Annotated in this window: 19 protein-coding genes; 15 read left to right on the top strand and 4 right to left on the bottom strand. The window is 58.5% G+C overall.

The features are described 5' to 3' along the window. Positions 1-189 precede the first annotated feature (189 nt). Positions 190-1,182: a cytochrome-c peroxidase gene (locus P7C00_RS27070; protein ID WP_346633795.1), complete on the bottom strand. Its 993-nt coding sequence runs from the start codon at positions 1,180-1,182 to the stop codon at positions 190-192. Positions 1,183-1,439: 257 nt separating this feature from the next. On the opposite strand from P7C00_RS27070, the gene ggt reads away from it, so the two are divergent. The 15 genes from ggt to P7C00_RS27145 all read left to right on the top strand — a co-directional run bounded on the left by ggt (position 1,440) and on the right by P7C00_RS27145 (position 15,169). Continuing rightward, on the top strand, positions 1,440-3,275 hold the full coding sequence (gene ggt / locus P7C00_RS27075; protein WP_404937653.1) for a gamma-glutamyltransferase: 1,836 nt from the start codon (positions 1,440-1,442) through the stop codon (positions 3,273-3,275). Positions 3,276-3,429: 154 nt separating this feature from the next. Continuing rightward, complete coding sequence (locus P7C00_RS27080) at positions 3,430-3,924, top strand: GNAT family N-acetyltransferase (RefSeq protein WP_404937654.1); 495 nt, start codon at positions 3,430-3,432, stop codon at positions 3,922-3,924. 306 nt (positions 3,925-4,230) lie between these two features. After that, positions 4,231-4,473: a hypothetical protein gene (locus P7C00_RS27085; RefSeq protein WP_346633792.1), complete on the top strand. Its 243-nt coding sequence runs from the start codon at positions 4,231-4,233 to the stop codon at positions 4,471-4,473. After that, on the top strand, positions 4,460-4,777 hold the full coding sequence (locus P7C00_RS27090) for a DNA-binding transcriptional regulator (protein ID WP_077934764.1): 318 nt from the start codon (positions 4,460-4,462) through the stop codon (positions 4,775-4,777). The genes P7C00_RS27085 and P7C00_RS27090 overlap by 14 nt, the downstream gene beginning before the upstream one ends. A 455-nt stretch (positions 4,778-5,232) precedes the next feature. Further along, on the top strand, positions 5,233-5,499 hold the full coding sequence (locus P7C00_RS27095) for a DUF3077 domain-containing protein (protein ID WP_041119867.1): 267 nt from the start codon (positions 5,233-5,235) through the stop codon (positions 5,497-5,499). A gap of 115 nt (positions 5,500-5,614) precedes the next feature. Then, the gene (locus P7C00_RS27100; RefSeq protein WP_041119868.1) at positions 5,615-5,917 is read left to right on the top strand and encodes a type II toxin-antitoxin system HigB family toxin; all 303 of its coding nucleotides are present in this window, start codon (positions 5,615-5,617) and stop codon (positions 5,915-5,917) included. A gap of 5 nt (positions 5,918-5,922) precedes the next feature. Further along, positions 5,923-6,294 carry a helix-turn-helix domain-containing protein gene (locus P7C00_RS27105; protein ID WP_325985220.1) on the top strand — a complete coding sequence of 124 codons (372 nt, stop codon included), beginning with the start codon at positions 5,923-5,925 and terminating at the stop codon, positions 6,292-6,294. A gap of 373 nt (positions 6,295-6,667) precedes the next feature. Then, complete coding sequence (locus tag P7C00_RS27110; RefSeq protein ID WP_404937655.1) at positions 6,668-8,764, top strand: type VI secretion system tip protein VgrG; 2,097 nt, start codon at positions 6,668-6,670, stop codon at positions 8,762-8,764. A 22-nt stretch (positions 8,765-8,786) separates the two neighbouring features. Then, a complete protein-coding gene (locus P7C00_RS27115) occupies positions 8,787-11,405 on the top strand; it encodes a pesticin C-terminus-like muramidase (protein ID WP_404937656.1) in 2,619 nt (872 codons plus the stop codon). Beyond that, positions 11,402-11,821: a lysozyme inhibitor LprI family protein gene (locus tag P7C00_RS27120; RefSeq protein ID WP_404937657.1), complete on the top strand. Its 420-nt coding sequence runs from the start codon at positions 11,402-11,404 to the stop codon at positions 11,819-11,821. The genes P7C00_RS27115 and P7C00_RS27120 overlap by 4 nt, the downstream gene beginning before the upstream one ends. 31 nt (positions 11,822-11,852) lie before the next feature. Then, entirely contained in the window at positions 11,853-12,110 is a 258-nt protein-coding gene (locus P7C00_RS27125) for a PAAR domain-containing protein (RefSeq protein ID WP_404937658.1), read from the top strand. A gap of 270 nt (positions 12,111-12,380) precedes the next feature. Next, entirely contained in the window at positions 12,381-13,193 is an 813-nt protein-coding gene (locus P7C00_RS27130) for an effector binding domain-containing protein (protein ID WP_404937659.1), read from the top strand. 133 nt (positions 13,194-13,326) lie between these two features. Continuing rightward, positions 13,327-14,043, top strand: coding sequence for a polyphenol oxidase family protein (locus tag P7C00_RS27135; RefSeq protein WP_404937660.1), 717 nt, complete (start codon positions 13,327-13,329; stop codon positions 14,041-14,043). Next, positions 14,040-14,495 carry a GNAT family N-acetyltransferase gene (locus P7C00_RS27140; RefSeq protein ID WP_346633789.1) on the top strand — a complete coding sequence of 152 codons (456 nt, stop codon included), beginning with the start codon at positions 14,040-14,042 and terminating at the stop codon, positions 14,493-14,495. Before P7C00_RS27135 ends, P7C00_RS27140 begins: the two co-directional genes overlap by 4 nt. A gap of 92 nt (positions 14,496-14,587) precedes the next feature. After that, complete coding sequence (locus P7C00_RS27145) at positions 14,588-15,169, top strand: DUF4234 domain-containing protein (RefSeq protein ID WP_346633788.1); 582 nt, start codon at positions 14,588-14,590, stop codon at positions 15,167-15,169. A gap of 8 nt (positions 15,170-15,177) precedes the next feature. Here the strand turns inward: P7C00_RS27145 and P7C00_RS27150 are convergent, their stop codons facing one another. Genes P7C00_RS27150 through P7C00_RS27160 form a run of 3 tightly spaced genes read right to left on the bottom strand, consistent with a single transcriptional unit; the run spans position 15,178 to position 17,180 of the window. Next, on the bottom strand, positions 15,178-15,531 hold the full coding sequence (locus P7C00_RS27150; protein ID WP_337153805.1) for a gamma-glutamylcyclotransferase family protein: 354 nt from the start codon (positions 15,529-15,531) through the stop codon (positions 15,178-15,180). Positions 15,532-15,562: 31 nt separating this feature from the next. Then, positions 15,563-16,657 (bottom strand): D-alanine--D-alanine ligase, encoded by a 1,095-nt coding sequence (ddlA, locus tag P7C00_RS27155; RefSeq protein ID WP_346633787.1) that lies wholly within the window; start codon positions 16,655-16,657, stop codon positions 15,563-15,565. 43 nt (positions 16,658-16,700) lie between these two features. Continuing rightward, positions 16,701-17,180 (bottom strand): GNAT family N-acetyltransferase, encoded by a 480-nt coding sequence (locus P7C00_RS27160; protein WP_346633786.1) that lies wholly within the window; start codon positions 17,178-17,180, stop codon positions 16,701-16,703. Between the last annotated feature and the right edge of the window lie 5 nt (positions 17,181-17,185).

Here is a 17,185-nt window from a genome sequence, read left to right on the forward strand (position 1 = left end):
GTCCCCCTATTCGATGGGTTCTTGTCCCCAGCGCTGGCAACGCGCCGAAAGCTGCCGCAGCCCCGGCGACTTAGAACCCTCGCCTGGCCACACCATCGATGACCGGTTCAATTGCGCCACCGGGGACAAGCAGGGCTGACCCAGAACGTCGGGCTAAAAAAACCGCAGCAAGCCGCGGTTTTTTTTCGCTCAGTTGAACGGTTGCGGACGCGGTGTCTGCGCCGAGGATGGCGGCAGGATCGGCAGCTTGAAGTCCGGCTGATCACCGGTCAGGGTCTCGAGGAACGCCACGATCTGCTGGATCTCCTCATCGCCCAGTTTGCGCCCCAATTGCAGGCGGGCCATCACGTCCACTGCCTCTTCCAGCTTCCAGTAGGCGCCATCGTGAAAGTAGGGGTAAGTCAGCGCCACGTTGCGCAAGGTCGGAACCTTGAACAGCATGCGGTCGGCATCCTTTCCGGTCAGCCCGGCCACGCCCTGGGCCGGGTTCTGGGTGACATAGGGTTCGATCATGCCCATCTTCTGGAACGAGCCGCCGCCCACCGCCTCACCGTTGTGGCAAGCCACGCAGCCAATGGACTTGAACAGTTGATAGCCCTTGAGCGCCGTCGGGCTGATCGCCGCCTTGTCGCCCTTGAGCCAGCGGTCGAACGGCGCATTGGGCGTCACCAGAGTGTCTTCGAACGCGGCAATGGCGTTGGTGGCGTCCTCGAACTTGATCTCATCGTTGCCATACACGTGCTTGAAAGAGGCCCGGTATTGGGGAATGGAACGCAGCACGTCCACCGCCAACTCATGGGTGAAGCCCATCTCCCCCGGGTTGGTGATCGGGCCGCTGGCCTGTTCCTGGAGCGTGGCCGCACGGCCATCCCAGTACTGGGCGAAGCTCAATCCGGAGTTGAGCACGGTGGGCGAGTTGATCGGCCCCTGGTGCCAGTTGTGGCCGATGGAGGTGGGCAGGTTGTCGCTGCCGCCCATGCTCAGGTTGTGGCAGGAGTTGCAGGAAATGAAACCGGACTTGGATAACCGTGGATCGAAGAACAATTGCTTGCCCAGCTCCACCTTGTCCACATCGGTAATCTTCGCCGGCTGTATCGGCAAGATCGGTTCACTGGGGGTTTCCCCCCGTACCTCGCCCCCCAACAGCAATCCGAACACAAGTAACCACTTACAACGGTGCATGGCGTCCTCTCATCAGGCTTATGGTTTGCTGCACCATGTGCCCAACAGTCCCCAGTTACCCTGACTCAGATCAAGCGGTGATCGAGTGCGACAGTGGCTGCGACCCCGTGAACAGGGGAGATCGCCGTTTCATGTCACCTTGCCGCTTCCATGGCCAGCACGCCCCTGAACCGCGTTCGGGGTCCAACTGCCAGCGCCACTGCTGTACATTCCCCCCACGGACGACACCTCATTTCCCAGTGAACGGAGCTCAACGCGTGTTCTCGATCTTCCATCCGCGTCACCACCGGCTGGCCCGCCTCAGCCTGCTCGCCGCCGCCCTCAGCCTCAGCGCCTGCAACAACCCGCCCTCTTCCAGCGCCCTGCCCGCCGCCCCGGAGATCGCCTCGGGCTACCGCAGCGACATGCAGACCCGGCACGCCGACAAACACATGGCGGCCGCCGCCAACCCCCTGGCCGCCGAAGCCGGGCGCGAGATGCTGCGCAAAGGTGGCTCGGCCATCGACGCGGCGATTGCCATGCAAGCGGTGCTGACGCTGGTGGAACCACAGTCCTCGGGGATTGGCGGCGGCGTGATGATCGTGCTCTGGGACGGCAAGGCCGTGCGCACTTATGACGGTCGGGAAACCGCGCCGGCCGGCGCCACCGAGCAGCTCTTCCTGCAGGCGGACGGCAAGCCCATGGCCTTCCCTCAGGCGCAGATCGGTGGACGCTCGGTGGGCACCCCAGGCGTGCTGCGCGCCCTGGAAATGGCCCACCAGAAACACGGCCGCCTGCCTTGGGCACAATTGTTCGAACCGGCGATCCGCCTGGCCGAGCAAGGCTTCGCCATCTCGCCACGGCTGCACACCATGATCAGCGCCGATCCGTTCCTGGCGCGCTCGCCGGACATGGCCGCGTACTTCCTGAATGCCGACGGCACGCCAAAAGCCGTGGGCACCCTGCTGAAGAACCCGCCACTGGCCGCGGTGCTCAAGCGCATCGCCAAGGAAGGTCCGGACGCTCTGTACAAAGGCCCGGTGGCCGCAGAAATCGTCGCCAAGGTCCAGGGCCACGCCAACCCCGGCAGCCTGTCGCTCAACGACCTGCAAGGCTACCGCGCCAAGGAACGCGCACCGCTGTGCAGCGACTACAAGCGCTGGCAGGTGTGCGGCATGCCGCCGCCCTCTTCCGGCGGCGTGGCGGTGGCGCAGATTCTCGGCACCCTGCAGGCCCTGGAACAGCGCGACCCGCGCTACACCCTGGCCAACCTCAAACCGCAGAAAACCAACCTGCCCGCCGGCCTGGAGCCAGCGCCACAAGCGGTACACCTGATCGCCGAAGCCGAGCGCCTGGCCTATGCCGACCGTGGCCTGTACGTGGCCGACAGCGATTTTGTGCCAGTGCCGGTGGCCGGCCTGATCGCCCCGGACTACCTGGCCAAACGCGCCGCGCTGATTGGCGAACGCAGCATGGGCAAGGCCGAACCGGGCAAGCCCCAGGGCATCCAGGTGGCCTACGCACCGGACCGTTCGCCAATGCGCATCTCCACCTCGCAAGTGGTGGCAGTGGATGACCTGGGCGGCGCCGTATCGATGACCACCACCGTGGAGGCGGCGTTCGGCTCGCACCTGATGGTCCAGGGCTTCATGCTCAACAACCAGATGACCGACTTCTCCTTCATCCCCGAGGAAAATGGCCAGCCGGTGGCCAACCGCGTCGAACCGGGCAAGCGCCCGCGCTCGTCCATGGCGCCGACCCTGGTCTTCGACCGCGCCAGCGGTGAACTGCTGGCCAGCGTCGGCTCCCCCGGCGGCTCGCAGATCATCGAGTACGTGGCCAAGTCGCTGGTGGGCATGCTCGACTGGAACCTCGACCCGCAAACCGCCGTCGGCCTGCCCAACTTCGGCAGCCGCAATGGCCCCACCGAACTGGAGAAAGGCCAGTTCAGCCCGGCGCTGAAACAGGCACTGCAAGCTCAGGGGCATGAGGTCAACGAGATCGACATGACCAGCGGCACCCAGGCCATCGTTCGCGTGCGTGATGCCCAGGGCAAGGCCTCCTGGGCCGGCGGCGCCGATCCACGGCGTGAAGGGGAAGCGCTGGGGGATTGAGAGTAATCGGATGAACCCGAGGGCTGGCCGTGAGGCTGGCCCTTTTTTGTGGGCGGGAAACAACGACGCTGTATGCAAAATTTTGCGGCGGTCTGTGTCTGACCCGGCCGGGGGATCTGCCCTAGCATCGTCCCTGTCCACCGAGGAACCGACGATGAACGAAATTGCAGCCGACCTAGATATCCCAGGCCTGAGTCCACGACGCCTGACGCCCCAGGACCTTGAACTGATCTGCCGCCATCGCCAGGCGATGTTTCTCGATGCGGGTAAGGATCTCTGCACCTTGCAAGTAATGACCGAGCACTTTCACCCCTGGTTGCGTGAACGCCTGGAGGACGGCCGCTACTACGGCTTCGCCCTGATGGACGCCGAGCAGAGCGTGGCCAGCATCGGCCTGATGAGCATCGACTGGCCGCCCCACCCTTCCCATCCGACCCAGGATCAACGCGGCTACGTGCTCAACGTCTACGTCGAACCGGCCTACCGGCGGCGCGGCCTGGCTTCGGCGCTGATGAAACTGGCAGAGGCCGAGTTCAGCCAGCGCGGGCTGGGCTTTGCGGTGCTGCATGCGACTGAGGCTGGCAAGCCGCTGTATCAGGGGCTGGGTTGGGCGGCGACCAGTGAAATGGCGAAGGTGTTGGAGGGTTGAGTGAGCGGCTTCGAATCATGGAACCGCCCTGAGCAGAGTTGCCCGGGTTTCAGGTCATGCAAAAGGTGACATCGGGGGCATGGATCACACACAAGAAAACGAATGGGCTGACTGGAAATCAGGACTCCGCTCATTGGAGTTGCAACTCCACGTTCTTAATCTTTCAGGAGTCATCTCCTAGCACCCACCATTGCCGCAAGGTACGTCAAAGACGTAAAACCCTCCCGCATGCTGGCGATCATAGAATCTCCGCTGTTTTCCAGACTCTGGCCCGATTACTGGTCCGAAGAAGAGCGTGGAGCGTTCATGACATTTCTTGCCAGCGACCCAGAGCCCGGCGTTGTCATCCCGGGTTCTGGCGGTTGCAGGAAAATCAGATGGAGCGTTGATGGACGTGGAAAAAGTGGCTCGGTGCGGGTCATCCATACCACCCAGCTCGCATGCGGAGCCCTGGTTGCGCTGGTGATCTATGGCAAAGGCGCTACCGAAAACATTCCAGCACCTGTTCTACGCAGAATTGCGAAGGAGATGAATCATGCCCCTTACTGAAAAAGAACTATTGGAGCGCGATGCCAAGCGCAATATCGGCCAGGAGCTTCTGGACGCGATCATCGATGTCAAAGCCGGCCGGCATGGCCATACCCATAGCATTCCGATCACCAAGGCCGCCGAAGCGCGCGGTAAAACCGGGTTGTCGCAACCCAAATTTGCGCAACTGCTTGGCGTGTCGGTAAGGACCCTTCAAGAGTGGGAGCAAGGTCGGCGCTCGCCTTCTGGAGCTGCCCGTTCATTGCTGCATATCGCAATGCTCAGGCCCGATGTATTTCGAGAGGTGCTGGCACAACCTCTGTAGCCGCTGCCGCAGGCTGCGACAAGGACCGAAGGGCCTTCGGCGCCAGGGAGTCGCTGCGACCGTTCGCAGCCTGCGGCAGCGGCTACAGGAGCGGTTCACAAAATGTCGCAGTAATGCCGTTGCGACTCCCCCTCCTCCAACCTATGGTTCGACCGTCGCTGCAAAATCAGCGAACAGGCTTGGCGGCCTGATAGAATCGAGGCGCAACAGCGCCCCCACCAATCATGCAGGCGCTTTTTTTGCGCCCGCATACCTGCGTTATGGCGGGTTGCGTGGGAGAACCTTCGGGTTCGCCGGTTCCTTGATTCCCGGTCCGCCAATCCTGCGCAATCCGCCACCCTGATCTGCTTGGCGGCAGACGGTGACGGTCCTTCGAATCAAGGAGTCGTGACCATGAACTGCTTCTGCAATCTGCTTCCCCAACACCTCCCGTCACACAAAACCGGAGGTGCCCGATGACCACTCAATCGCCCCTGACTACCCTCGGTGAAATCCGCTTTTCCCACTGCGGCGAACACTCGTATCCGCTGTTTCGGGTGAATGCCGACGTGCCGATCAACGACGCCCTGGAACACGCCTCGACCCTGTTGCATCTGGCAAAGCAATTCACCCTGGAGGCGGCCATGGAGCCCCGGTGCGACCGCTATGCTTGGGCGGCACACTACCTGGCAGAGATGGGCAAGGCACTGATGGACGACGTGCACGCCACGCTCTCTGCATGACCTGATCGTCACCGAGCCGACGTCGCCTGCGCGGGCAGATCCAGCGATCTGCCCGTACATCGCCTGATGCACTTGGTGACTTGTTTAAGTCCCATGACGGGACTAGGATCGCGCCATGAGAATTATTGCAGTCAGTCAGTTGAAGGCCTTCTGGGAGAAGTACCCGGATGCAGAGCAGCCTTTACTGGCTTGGATCGATGAAGCAAGGAATGCCGAGTGGTCCAACCCTGCGCAGATCAAGGAGCAGTATCGCAACGCAAGCATTCTCAAAAGCCGCAGGGTGGTCTTCAACATCAAGGGCAACGAGTATCGGCTGGTCGTTGCCGTGGCCTATCGTTTCGGCGCGCTGTACATCAAGTTCGTAGGCACCCACCGGCAGTACGACGCCATTGATGCCGACAGCGCAGACATGGAGTAACCCAGATGAACATCCGCCCTATCCACACCGACCAGGACTACCGCGCCGCGCTGAAAAGCGTCTCGCCCCTGTTCGACAACGAACCGCAGCCCGGAACACCTGAAGGCGATTACTTCGACGTGATGATCACCCTGATCGAGGCTTACGAAGCCAAACAGTTTCCCCTGGACCTGCCCAACCCGATCGAGGCGATCAAGTTCCGCATGGAACAATCCGGGTTGTCTGCCGCCGACCTGGCCCCCGCCATCGGCCGCACCAACCGCGTCTACGAAGTGCTCAACGGCAAGCGCGCGCTGACCCTGCCCATGATCTGGAAACTGCACCAGCTGTTCGGCATTCCCGCCGAGAGCCTGATCAAGCCGACCAAGTCGTCCTGAGCCTGGACATCATCCACTGCGCTGAGCACTTCGGGCTTGCGCACAACCTTACAGATACTCGGGATGTTGTCTTTTGCCTGACAAAAGACAACATGCGACCGAGGCTGGCCAGCCGCTTTATCAAGGAAAGGGGTAGAGCGCGACCAATGAGATGGCGAAAGACTGTGGCTGAAGAACGGTCAATACAACGGATAACGTGATTGGTGCGCAGAAAATAGGTACGCCTTTTCTTCCAGAGCATTCAGATACGGCTGAATTAACAGCGCCAGGTGGTTATTAAAGCCCCATGGGTCCACCCTTTCGTCTGCTTATCAAAGCAATGCCGTAACCCGCTTCAAAGCCATTTCAAGGATTTGAAATCGAGGAACATCGGATGTTCAGCCCAGCCAACCAGCCTCACTTCCAGCTATTGATCAATGACTTCCAACACGACCTGCGGGTCGTATCCTTTACCGGTCAGGAATACATTAGCCGCCCTTATACCTTCGATGTGGAACTGGTCAGCGAACGCCCGGACTTGAATCTGGAACAACTGCTCCACCGATCGGCCTATTTGACTTTCAGTGATCGTAACCACGTTATTCATGGACTGATTTATCAAGTTCAACAAGGCGCCCGGGGCAAGCGCCTGCATCAATACAACCTGACTCTGAAGCCGCATCTGGCCTATCTCAAACACCGAATCAACCAACGCATTTTCCAACACCTGTCAGTCCCCACAATCATCGCCCACATTCTTGAGGAGCACGGCATCCTGGGCGATGCCTACCAATTCCAGTTGAACAGCAACTACCTTGAGCGTGAGTACTGCGTGCAGTACCACGAGTCTGACCTGCAATTCATACAGCGCCTGTGTCACGAGGAAGGCATTCACTTCCACTTCCGTCATAGCCGTGCGGGAAATGTGCTGTCATTCGGTGATCATCAGGCTTCGCTCCCCCGCCTCCCTGAAGCCACCATTTTTCAAGCGGGAAGTGGCCTGGTAGCAGAACAACCGGTGATCACTCGCTTTGACCTGCGCCTGGAAACCCGCACCAGTCGCACCACTCGTCGTGACTACGACTTCAAAAAATCACGACTATTGCTGGAGTCGAGACACCACCCGGAACAACAAACCCTGCAGCCTGACTTGGAGGATTACGGCTACCCGGGACGCTTCACCCATCGAGATGATGGGAAACGTCTGAGTGAACGAGCCTTGGAGCATCATCGTAGTGACTACAGGATGGTCACTGGCGAGAGCGATCAGCCAGCCCTGGTAAGTGGTCATTTCGTCAAACTGCAAAACCATCCTGAACCAACCTGGAACGACTTGTGGCTACTAACTGGGATTGAGCATCAGGGCCAACAGCCACAGGTTCTTGAGGAGGCAATGCCGACTCAAACACAAGACTCACCGGACCTTCTCCCGGGTTACCAAAACCGCTTTGAAGCAATCCCATGGGACACTTTCTACCGCCCCCCTGCACCGCCCCCAAAACCACAGTTGGCCAGCCAGACGGCGATTGTCACAGGTCCCGAAAATGAGGAAATACACTGCGATCAATATGGAAGGGTCAAGGTGCAGTTTCATTGGGACCGGGAGGGAAAGCACGATGCCAAGAGCAGTTGCTGGGTGCGAGTGGCCTCCAGCTGGGCCGGCCCCAGATATGGCCAAGTAGTGATTCCACGCATCGGCATGGAGGTGCTGGTCAGCTTCCTGGAGGGTGATCCGGACAAACCCCTGATCACCGGCTGTATACCCAACAGCGCCAACCCCGTGCCCTATGAACTGCCAGCACATAAAACCCGCAGCGTGTTCAAGAGCAATAGCAGTCTTGGTGGCAAGGGCTTCAACGAGTTGCGCATTGAAGACAAAGCCGGCCAAGAAGAAATCTATCTCCACGCGCAAAAAGATCAGAACTTACATATCAAAAATGACGAGACCACTTTCGTCGGCCACGACCGCAGCGAGCGGGTAGAAAACGACGAGAGTCTAGGCGTCGGCCGCGACCGGCTGGAAACAGTCGGCCAGGATGAAAAACTCACTTTAGGCCGGGACCGACACCACGACATTGGCCAGGACGACTCCCTGTTTGTTGGTCGCAACCACAGCATCCGAACAGCCAAGGATCGGCGGGAAGACGTTGGGAACAACCGCTTCGACAGCACTCGCGCCAACCACGACATGAACATTGGCGGTGACCTTGCACAAACAATACAAGGCCAGCTCCGTCTTGATGTGGGACATGGTATCGACACCAAGACCCGTACTTATCACCTGCAAACCAGCGAACGCCTGGTGCTACGAGGACCGGGCGGAACCATCACCATGGACGCCAGCGGCATCACTCTCGAAGGTGTAGCAATCAACCTCAAAGGTCCTCTCGTTCACCTGGGAGATGGCAAAGGCAACCCGTTCATCATCAACGCTGAACTCGAAACAGCAGCTCTCAACCAGCAGCCATGGTCATGGAGCTTCAACCGCTGAGCTGCCACGGAGGTCATTGGTCATGCCAAAACCCTTGAAGCCAAGTGCACATATCGGATACCCCTTCAAAAATCAGGAAAGTAAGCGCTTCACCGACCCGCAACCAGCATATGAAGGTTTAGCGGGCGCCGAGGGTGGCCACTATCCGCTGGGCAGCAACGGTTTCTTCCACGGGGGCATTCATTTCACCAGCGGTACCGCCAACCGTTTTGAACAAAGCAGCGGTGTCATGTGTCTCGCCGATGGAGAAATAGTGGCGTATCGCATCAATCGTCATTATCCAGACGCAAGCCTTACCTCTGCAGTTCCGGCAAAACGCCCCCTCTCCACTGGCTTCGTTCTGATGCGCCATAGCCTGCAACCCCCCTCAGTTCCATCATCAGAGGCGCCCGCGACCGAAAAACGAGTACTCGAATATGGCGTTCGTCTGGCTGAATACCCCTTCGGCCCAAGCGTCGGCTGGTTACCGCTGGGAACACGGGTCAAACTGCTGGAGTTGAGACGCGATTGGGTTCTGATCGGCCAAGTTACCGGAGAGAAAGTGCACTGGCTGGCACAGCCAGTTGCCGATGCTTGGATACCCATAAGTGCATTGGGAGAAGTACCACAAGGTATAAGGCTCGCACGCCTGGCCGGCCACCCCCTCTCGCGCGAACTTGTCAGCGCCTGCACTCCCCACCCAGATCAGCTCCAAGCCGTGCTCGACGCCAAAGCGGCCCAAGCCGATTACCAACGCCAATGTGCAGCTGCAGCGGCGCGGCCGACCTTGACCTATTACAGCCTCTACATGCACTTGGCAGATGCTGCCAGTTATGCAAATGAGCCAACTCGTTCAGTCCCTGCATGGTGGCCATCGACCCATCAGGTTGGAGCAAAAGCAACCGATACATGGGTCGCAAAAAACCCACCCCTACTAGGGCTGAACATTCGTGAAAAACCAACTTCACGAAGCACATTACTGGGGCTGGCTCCTCGCGACTCAGTCATTGAAGTCGGCGAACACTCACCAAACAGGAAATGGAGGCGCATCAGGCAAGTACTGAAGGGCACCCTCGAAGTTTCACCAGCGGGGGCATCCGTGGAGACCCCTGCTGAAAAAGGCTGGGTGTTCCTCGAAGAACTGGAAGACGAAGTTCGTGCATTGAAAGACCAAGATTACGACCTCATCATCCAACCTTCCTCACCCATTCGCCTCAAGGCCGGTGCACTGATCGGTCACCTCGGCGAGGGCGTCTCATCACAGGCCGGACTAATCGGAGAACAGCCCGCCTCTTCACCTTTAATGCATCTTGAAGTCTTCAGCGCAGACGATGTACCCCGCTTCATCTATCTCTGCCGCAACTGGGTTGAAGACACACCCAAGGAGCAATGGAACCTGTTGGCGCTGCGCAAAGGCGAAAGCATAAATAGCCAGCCCAAAGCTGAAGCCGAAGCGTTGCTCTGCCTGCCAGATAACCTGACCCTCCCTCTCGCGGGCTTGCAGACCAACATCGACAATGCGGGGCAGCGTTGGTACCAGGTGAACATTCAGGGACTAAAAGGTTGGGTTCCTGAAATCGACCATCTTTGCAGCCCCTGGCATTGGCGCGGTTTCGAAGTGGTAGATGCCAGTAGCAGTGCTAGTGGGTGCTGGTGGGAAGGCGGTGCACAAGCGTATCTCAGCTATATCCTCAGAGGTCTGCGGCCAAAGGAAACACCGTTCTTCAGCAAAGTCAGGGAGTTAGTTGATACCGACGGCGACGGCCACCTAAGCGAGAAGGAACTGGATACCGCATTAAATAACCGCGTAGTGGCCGCCCGCCTCGGCGGCATGATTGCCTACCATGTCAATGCTTGGCATGTTCCTTCTTGGGCAGATCGTTTTGGCATGCTTGATGAAATTGCCGCGGGGCTGGGTAAAGTTGCCCAACATGCACTCGAGGCGGAAAAGCCAAGTGTGCAAATGTTGCAGTGGTGGAGCGTAGTGGCCAAGTCACTAGGGTTGCCGCAGGATGCCAAGGTTTATCACTTTCATCCAATTGGGTTGGCTGGATGTTTTGAAGCCTTCTCACCGATAGTTACGGCAGGGAAATTAACGTTTGATGGTGAAGGTAATGATGAACCAAGCTCTATCTACTTTAGTCGTGTAATACACTGGCCCGGAAATGACTTATCTGGTGTCACTTTAGGTCGAGGCTACGACATGGGCTTCAGAAGTGAGGATGAAATATATAGCCATATGATTTCATCCGAAATCCCTCCAGCACAAGCTAAGAAAATAGCAAAAGCTCATGGACTCAGAGGAGCATCAGCTAAAGACTTTGTATCTAACTACAAATTGGACATCGGTACAATTACGCAAGACCAACAAATAAATTTATTCAACACTATCTATCCAACATATGTAGAAAGAACAATAAAAAACTATGATTACTGGACCTCAGAAACTCCGGAAAAAACTCCTTGGGAGGAATTATCACCAATAATACAGGACGTTTTAGTTGACTTTGTTTACCAAGGCTTCACCAAAGGTGGGAAACCAATGACTGCAGGAATGAAAAATAATTTTGACATTTTGATCCAGTATATTGAGAACACTCCAGATATTAGTAAACATGAGCCTTCGAGACGTAGAGCCGAATACTTAAGGAGAAACAAATGAAAAACATCATTAAACAAAAATATCCACCCTTAAAACTTATGATGACAATAGCTTTTAGCCTCCCTTATACAATTCAAGCCGCTATTCCTTGCAAATCCGCCGAGAACAGTCAAGCTTTCTTTGAGTGCTCAGCAAATTATAAGAAAGATTCTGACACTTCATTAAAAATCTCATACAAAAACCTTGAAAAAAGAATAGCAACCCAATACACCAAAGCCCCTGACCTAAAAGCCTCTCTCACAAAAAAATTAGAAGACTCACAAAAAACCTGGACGATTCTCAGAGACTCAGAATGTGAAATCGAAGCTTTCATAATAGAAACAGGAACACTAGCTTATGAAACAGCCATAAACACTTGCAATGCCGAGCGCTCAACCACCCGAATCCAATACTTAGATTCTCTATTTCCAGACTAACAACACAATTAATGTAAAGGAGGCACGCGCTATGCGGCCGATCGCTCTTGTTGGTCACCGTCACTTTTGCCCCATTCACGACAGCGGAAACATCGTCAGCGGTGCCAGTGAAGCTAAGGTCAATGGCAGGGCCATTGCTCGTGTGGGAGACCGTATCAGCTGCGGAGCAGTGATCCTGAGCGGCTCACCGCAAATGTCCGTTGAGGGCAAGCCAGTAGCACGTATAGGAGACAACACCAGTCATGGCGGCACACTGGTAGAGGGTGATAGTAGCTGGTTGGTGGGTTAACAAAGTCTTTGATTCAAGGTTTGTTTAATTGCTAATCCCCAGGGTATTTACCGCTTAGATGCTGTGCTACCCACTCGCCTTGGTTTGCCTGCCGCAGCAAAATCGACGAACACGCTTGGTGTGTCCAAACGAATCACGATTCCCGCTTCCAGCCTAAAAATGAACCTCATATCTGCAATTCAGGAAACGAACGGCCTGAACCAGGACTTGAGCTTGCCCTTGGGTAAACCCTCAGACTGCCGTCCAGCCCCACCACCCAAAGGACGCTCCATGCTCACCATCGGACAAATGGCCCGCTGCCACAGCCTCACCACCAAAACCCTGCGCCACTACGACAGCATCGGCCTGTTCACCCCGGCCCTCACCGGCCGTGACAACGGCTATCGCTACTACAGCCCGGAGCAGATCGTGACCCTGGGCCGCATCGTCTGGCTGCGGCAACTGGGCATGTCCCTGGAAGACATCCGCGCTCTGGCGGCTCAAGGTGGCCTGGACAGCGTGCTGCACATGCAGCAATCACTGCAGGACCACGCTCGGCATCTGGAAAGCGAGATTGCCCGCAGCCAGAAGGTGCTCGGCCATCTGCAACGCTATCTGGCGCAACCGCAACGCCAGATTCCTGCGCCGCAAACGCCGGAAAAAGTGCTCTTGGCGCCGCTGCGGATCATCGGCATGGCCTGGCAGCAGGATGATCCGGGCTCCATCGCTGAACTCTGGCAACGCTTCGAACCCCGGGAGCAGGAGATCCAGCGACTGGCCGAACCCGTTGGCACTTACGGTATCTGCCAACCCCTGGACGACGACCACTGGCGTTACATAGCCGGCTTGCCGGTGGCGGCCGACGCGCCCTTGGTGCCGGGCATGGTGGAGTTGCAAATCCCCGGCCGCCACTACGCCAGGGTCGAGCATCACGGCACGGTGCAAACCTTGCCGGAAACCTTCCGCGCCGCCTACAGCGAGTGGCTGCCTGCGGCCGGGCTGCGGCCCATCGAAGCCCTGGAATTCGAGTACAGCGGCGAACGCTTTCTCGGCCCCATGAATCCCCACAGCGTGGTGGAGCTGTATATCCCGTTGAGCGCCTGAAACGCCCGGCAGACGGGCCCGCACTGGGACGACCGCTGGTCTGGCACCCTGCCCGGGCCAGTCGTTGTCAGCAAAAGTACCGCAGATGCCGTTATGCTCTGCAGCCATTCCCAGGTAACCGAGCGAAGGCCCGATGAGTTTCCAGGCAGGTGTGTTGCAGCAGATAAACGGTATCCGTCATGATTTTTCCATCGTGGGCGCTGCCCTGCCGGCCAATCTGTTCTTCTGCTCCCAGGTCCACAGCGGCGAAGTGGTCGAAGCCAGTACCACCCTGCCCAGCGGCATCATTCGCGGCGACGCGGTGCTGACCCGCTCGAGCCGGCCGATTGCGGTGGTCACCGCCGATTGCCTGCCGATGCTGATCAGCAGCCACGATGGCGCCTGGGTGGCAGCGGTGCACGGCGGCTGGAAAGGCCTGCACGGCGGGATCATTGCCAATGTGCTGGAACACTTCGCCGCCCGGGGCATCGGCGTGCATCAATTGCGCGTGGCCATCGGGCCGTCGATCAAGCCTTGCTGCTATGAAGTCAGCGCGGATTTCGTCAATCACCTGTCTGCCAGCCAAGGCCATCTGTGGCCCGCAGCGCAGGCCCCCTGGAGTCGTCAGCAACCGGCCCCATTGCTGCCGCCCGAGATCACCCCGCCGCAACCCACTCAGGAGGGTTCACTGTGGTTCGACCTGAGCCGCTATGCCCTGTACTTGCTGCGTGCGGCCGGGGTGAATGATGAACAGGTCGAGTTCAGTCCGCTGTGCACCTACTGCTCGACCCCGAAGCTGGCCAGCTACCGGCGCCGGGGCCATCGAGGTGACGAGAAGGCCTTTCAATACTCCTGGATTGCCCGCACATGAGCCCGGCGATTGCATTGCTGGCCACCACCGTGAACGATCTGGAAACCCTAGTAAAAATGCGTATAACGGCCATGCGCGACAGCCTGGAACGCATCGGACGCTTCGACCCGCAGCGCGCCCGAGAACGCTTTGTGGCAAGTTTTGCTTGCGAACGATGCGAATTCATCTGTCTCAACGGACAGCATGTAGGCTTCATTCAGAGCCAAGCCTATAGCGATCATTTGCTTTTGCAGCACCTGTACGTCATGCCTGATTTTCAGGGGCAGGGCATCGGCGAGAAGGCCTTGAAACCGCTGATTGATCGATCAACCCTGGAACAGTTGCCGATCCGCCTGGATGCTCTGCGTGGCAGTGACTCGAATCGTTTTTATCAACGCCTGGGTTTTGTTCAGGCCAGTGAAAGCGAATGGGATATTCATTACCTTCGCCCGGCAGATCCGCTGCGTCGTTGAGTCATCCTACGCAGACCTGCCTGAATGCCAGTAGGCGTCCCCCCGAGCGGCGCTAACAATGCCGCTTCTTCAGACCCAACCAAGGAGTGCCCGTGTCTGACAACCTCTATGCCCCGCCCAAGGCGGAACTAGTCACCCCTGATGCCCAAGCGCCGCTACAGCCCTTCTATGTGGTGTCCCGGGTCAAGTTCATCACCCTGTACATCGTCACTTTCGGCATCTACCAAGTGTATTGGGCCTACAAGAACTGGCATCAATTCAGGCATGCCAGCGGCCAGGAGCTGTGGCCGGTGGCCCGGGCCTTCTTTGCCATCTTTTTCACCCACGCGCTGTACCGCGAAGCCGATGCACAGCTCAAGCGCGACGGCCGTAGTCATGACTGGCGGCCCGGTGAGCTGGCAACCCTGTTTGTAGTGGGGCTAATCATCAACAACGTGGTGGATGCGCTGTCGCGCAAGAACATCGGCTACCCGGTGACCGACATCGCCAGTCTGGCGCTGCTGCCCGTTCTGGCGTGGATCACCTGGCTCGGCCAGCGGGGTCTGAATGCTGCAGCGGGCGATCCCGAGGGTCGCAGCAACGCCCGCTTCACACCGATCAACTATGTGTTCATCGTGCTCGGGGCGCTGCTGCTGGCGCTGGCTTGCATCGGGGTGATGCTGCCACCGGAATGAGCCCGGAATCAGGCGCTGACGTAGACCCAGGCTTCGATCCCGGAGGCCAGGGTCACGCTGACCCGCTTGTAGTCCGAGACTTCATAGCTGTCGGCCGCCGCCAGCTCCTTGGGCGTGATGCGAAACACCGTGCCGGCGATCGGCGCGCTGTCTGCCGACCCCGGGCGCAGGATCGGGTGATGGGTCTTGCCGCTGGCAGCCAGAACGTCGGGGTCGGTGATTTCCACCCAGCTCTGCTCGTAACCAAGCATCGCGTCCTTGCTGCCCTGTAGCTCACGGCCGAAGTTGGCCAGTTGAACCGCTTTGTCCTGCAAAGTGCCGTAGGAAAAAAGAAAAACCGATGCTTCTGTTACCACGCTCATCCGTTACTTCCCTAGTCAATTGAGCCCCACCTCAGCGGGTGATTTTCAAGGTTTGGCGCTCGCCATGACGCTCCAGGGCCAGCTCGATCAGCCGGCTGACCAGCTCGCTGTAGCTCATGCCGGCGGCCTGCCAGAGTTTGGGGTACATGCTGATACGCGTGAACCCCGGCAGGGAATTGATTTCATTGATCAGCACTTCACCACTGTCGGTGAGAAACACGTCAACCCGGGCCAGCCCGGAGCAACCCAGCACCTGAAATGCCTCGATGGCCAGGGCCTGAATCCGCTGGCTATCAGCCGGGCTGATCGCCGCCGGTACCACCACCTGGGCCGCCTGCTCGTCGATGTACTTGCTGTCATAGGAGTAGAAACCCTTGCTGACCACGATCTCGCCACAGCCACTGGCAAGCGGCTGGTCATTGCCCAGCACTGCGCATTCGATTTCCCGTCCGCGCACTGCCGACTCCACCAGCACCTTGTGGTCAAAGCCCAGCGCCAGCTCCACAGCGGCCAGATAATCGGCTTCGTTTTCGACCTTGCTCACCCCCACCGACGAGCCCTGGTTCGCCGGTTTGACGAACAGCGGCAGGCCGAGCTTGTCCCGGACCTGAGCAAAACCGTAGCGGCCACGACTGGCTCGGGTCAGGGTGATAAACGGCGTAACCGCCAGCCCGGCATCGCGCAGCAGGCGCTTGCTGATGTCCTTGTCCATGCACACCGCCGAGCCCAGCACATCGGAGCCGACAAAGGGCAGGTCGGCCATGCGCAACAAGCCCTGCAGGCAACCGTCTTCCCCCAGGGTGCCGTGGACGATGGGGAAGATCACATCGACATGCCCCAACAGTTCCTGGCTGGAGGTCTCCACCAGTTGCTGGCTGGCCTTGCCGGGTACCACCGCCAGTTCGCGGTTGGACTGGTTGAGGGCGATCAGTGCAGGGTTTTCCTGGTTGATCAGAAAGTTCGAGGTGTCATTGAGGTGCCAGTGGCCCTGCTTGTCGATGCCGATCAGCACCGGCTCGAAACGCGAGCGATCCAGGGCATCGACGATGTTGCGCGCCGACTGCAGCGACACTTCGTGTTCGGCCGAACGGCCACCAAAAATAATTCCGACCCGCAACTTGCTCATAAATGGTTTCCGTTGAAAAAGTGATTGCTGACGGCTGTAGGTTTCAGCTGGGGCTGTAGCGCAAATGGATCAGCGCCACCCGCTCCTGCTCCTTGTTCTTGCGCTCTTCGATGGCGAACGGCACAAAACCCAGCTTCGGATAGAGCAGCAACCCCGCCACGTTGCTGTTGAAGCACGACAGCGTCACCTCGCAGGCTTGGTGCTTGCTGTGGGCGATGTGGATCATCTGCCCGATCAGTTGCGCCGCCAGGCCCGCGCCGCGCACCTCTGGGTCGACGATGACATTGCCGATGGTGCAGGTGCCGCCGCTGGCCCAGCGGTAGAAGTTGGCAAAACCCACCACCTGCCCGTCACGCTCGATCACCGTCGAGTCGCTGCGCTGGGCGATGGAATCGCGCAGTTGCGCGTGGGTCAGTGGCCAGGTGGCGGCAGGAAAGAAGAAATACAACTCCTGGGGATTGCCCACGAAACTGCAGATCCGCGGAATGTCCGCCTCTGCCACCGGGCGAAAAACAACAGCCATGTTCA

Source organism: Pseudomonas sp. JDS08PS003 (genome assembly GCF_045013505.1).
GTDB lineage: Bacteria > Pseudomonadota > Gammaproteobacteria > Pseudomonadales > Pseudomonadaceae > Aquipseudomonas > Aquipseudomonas protegens_B.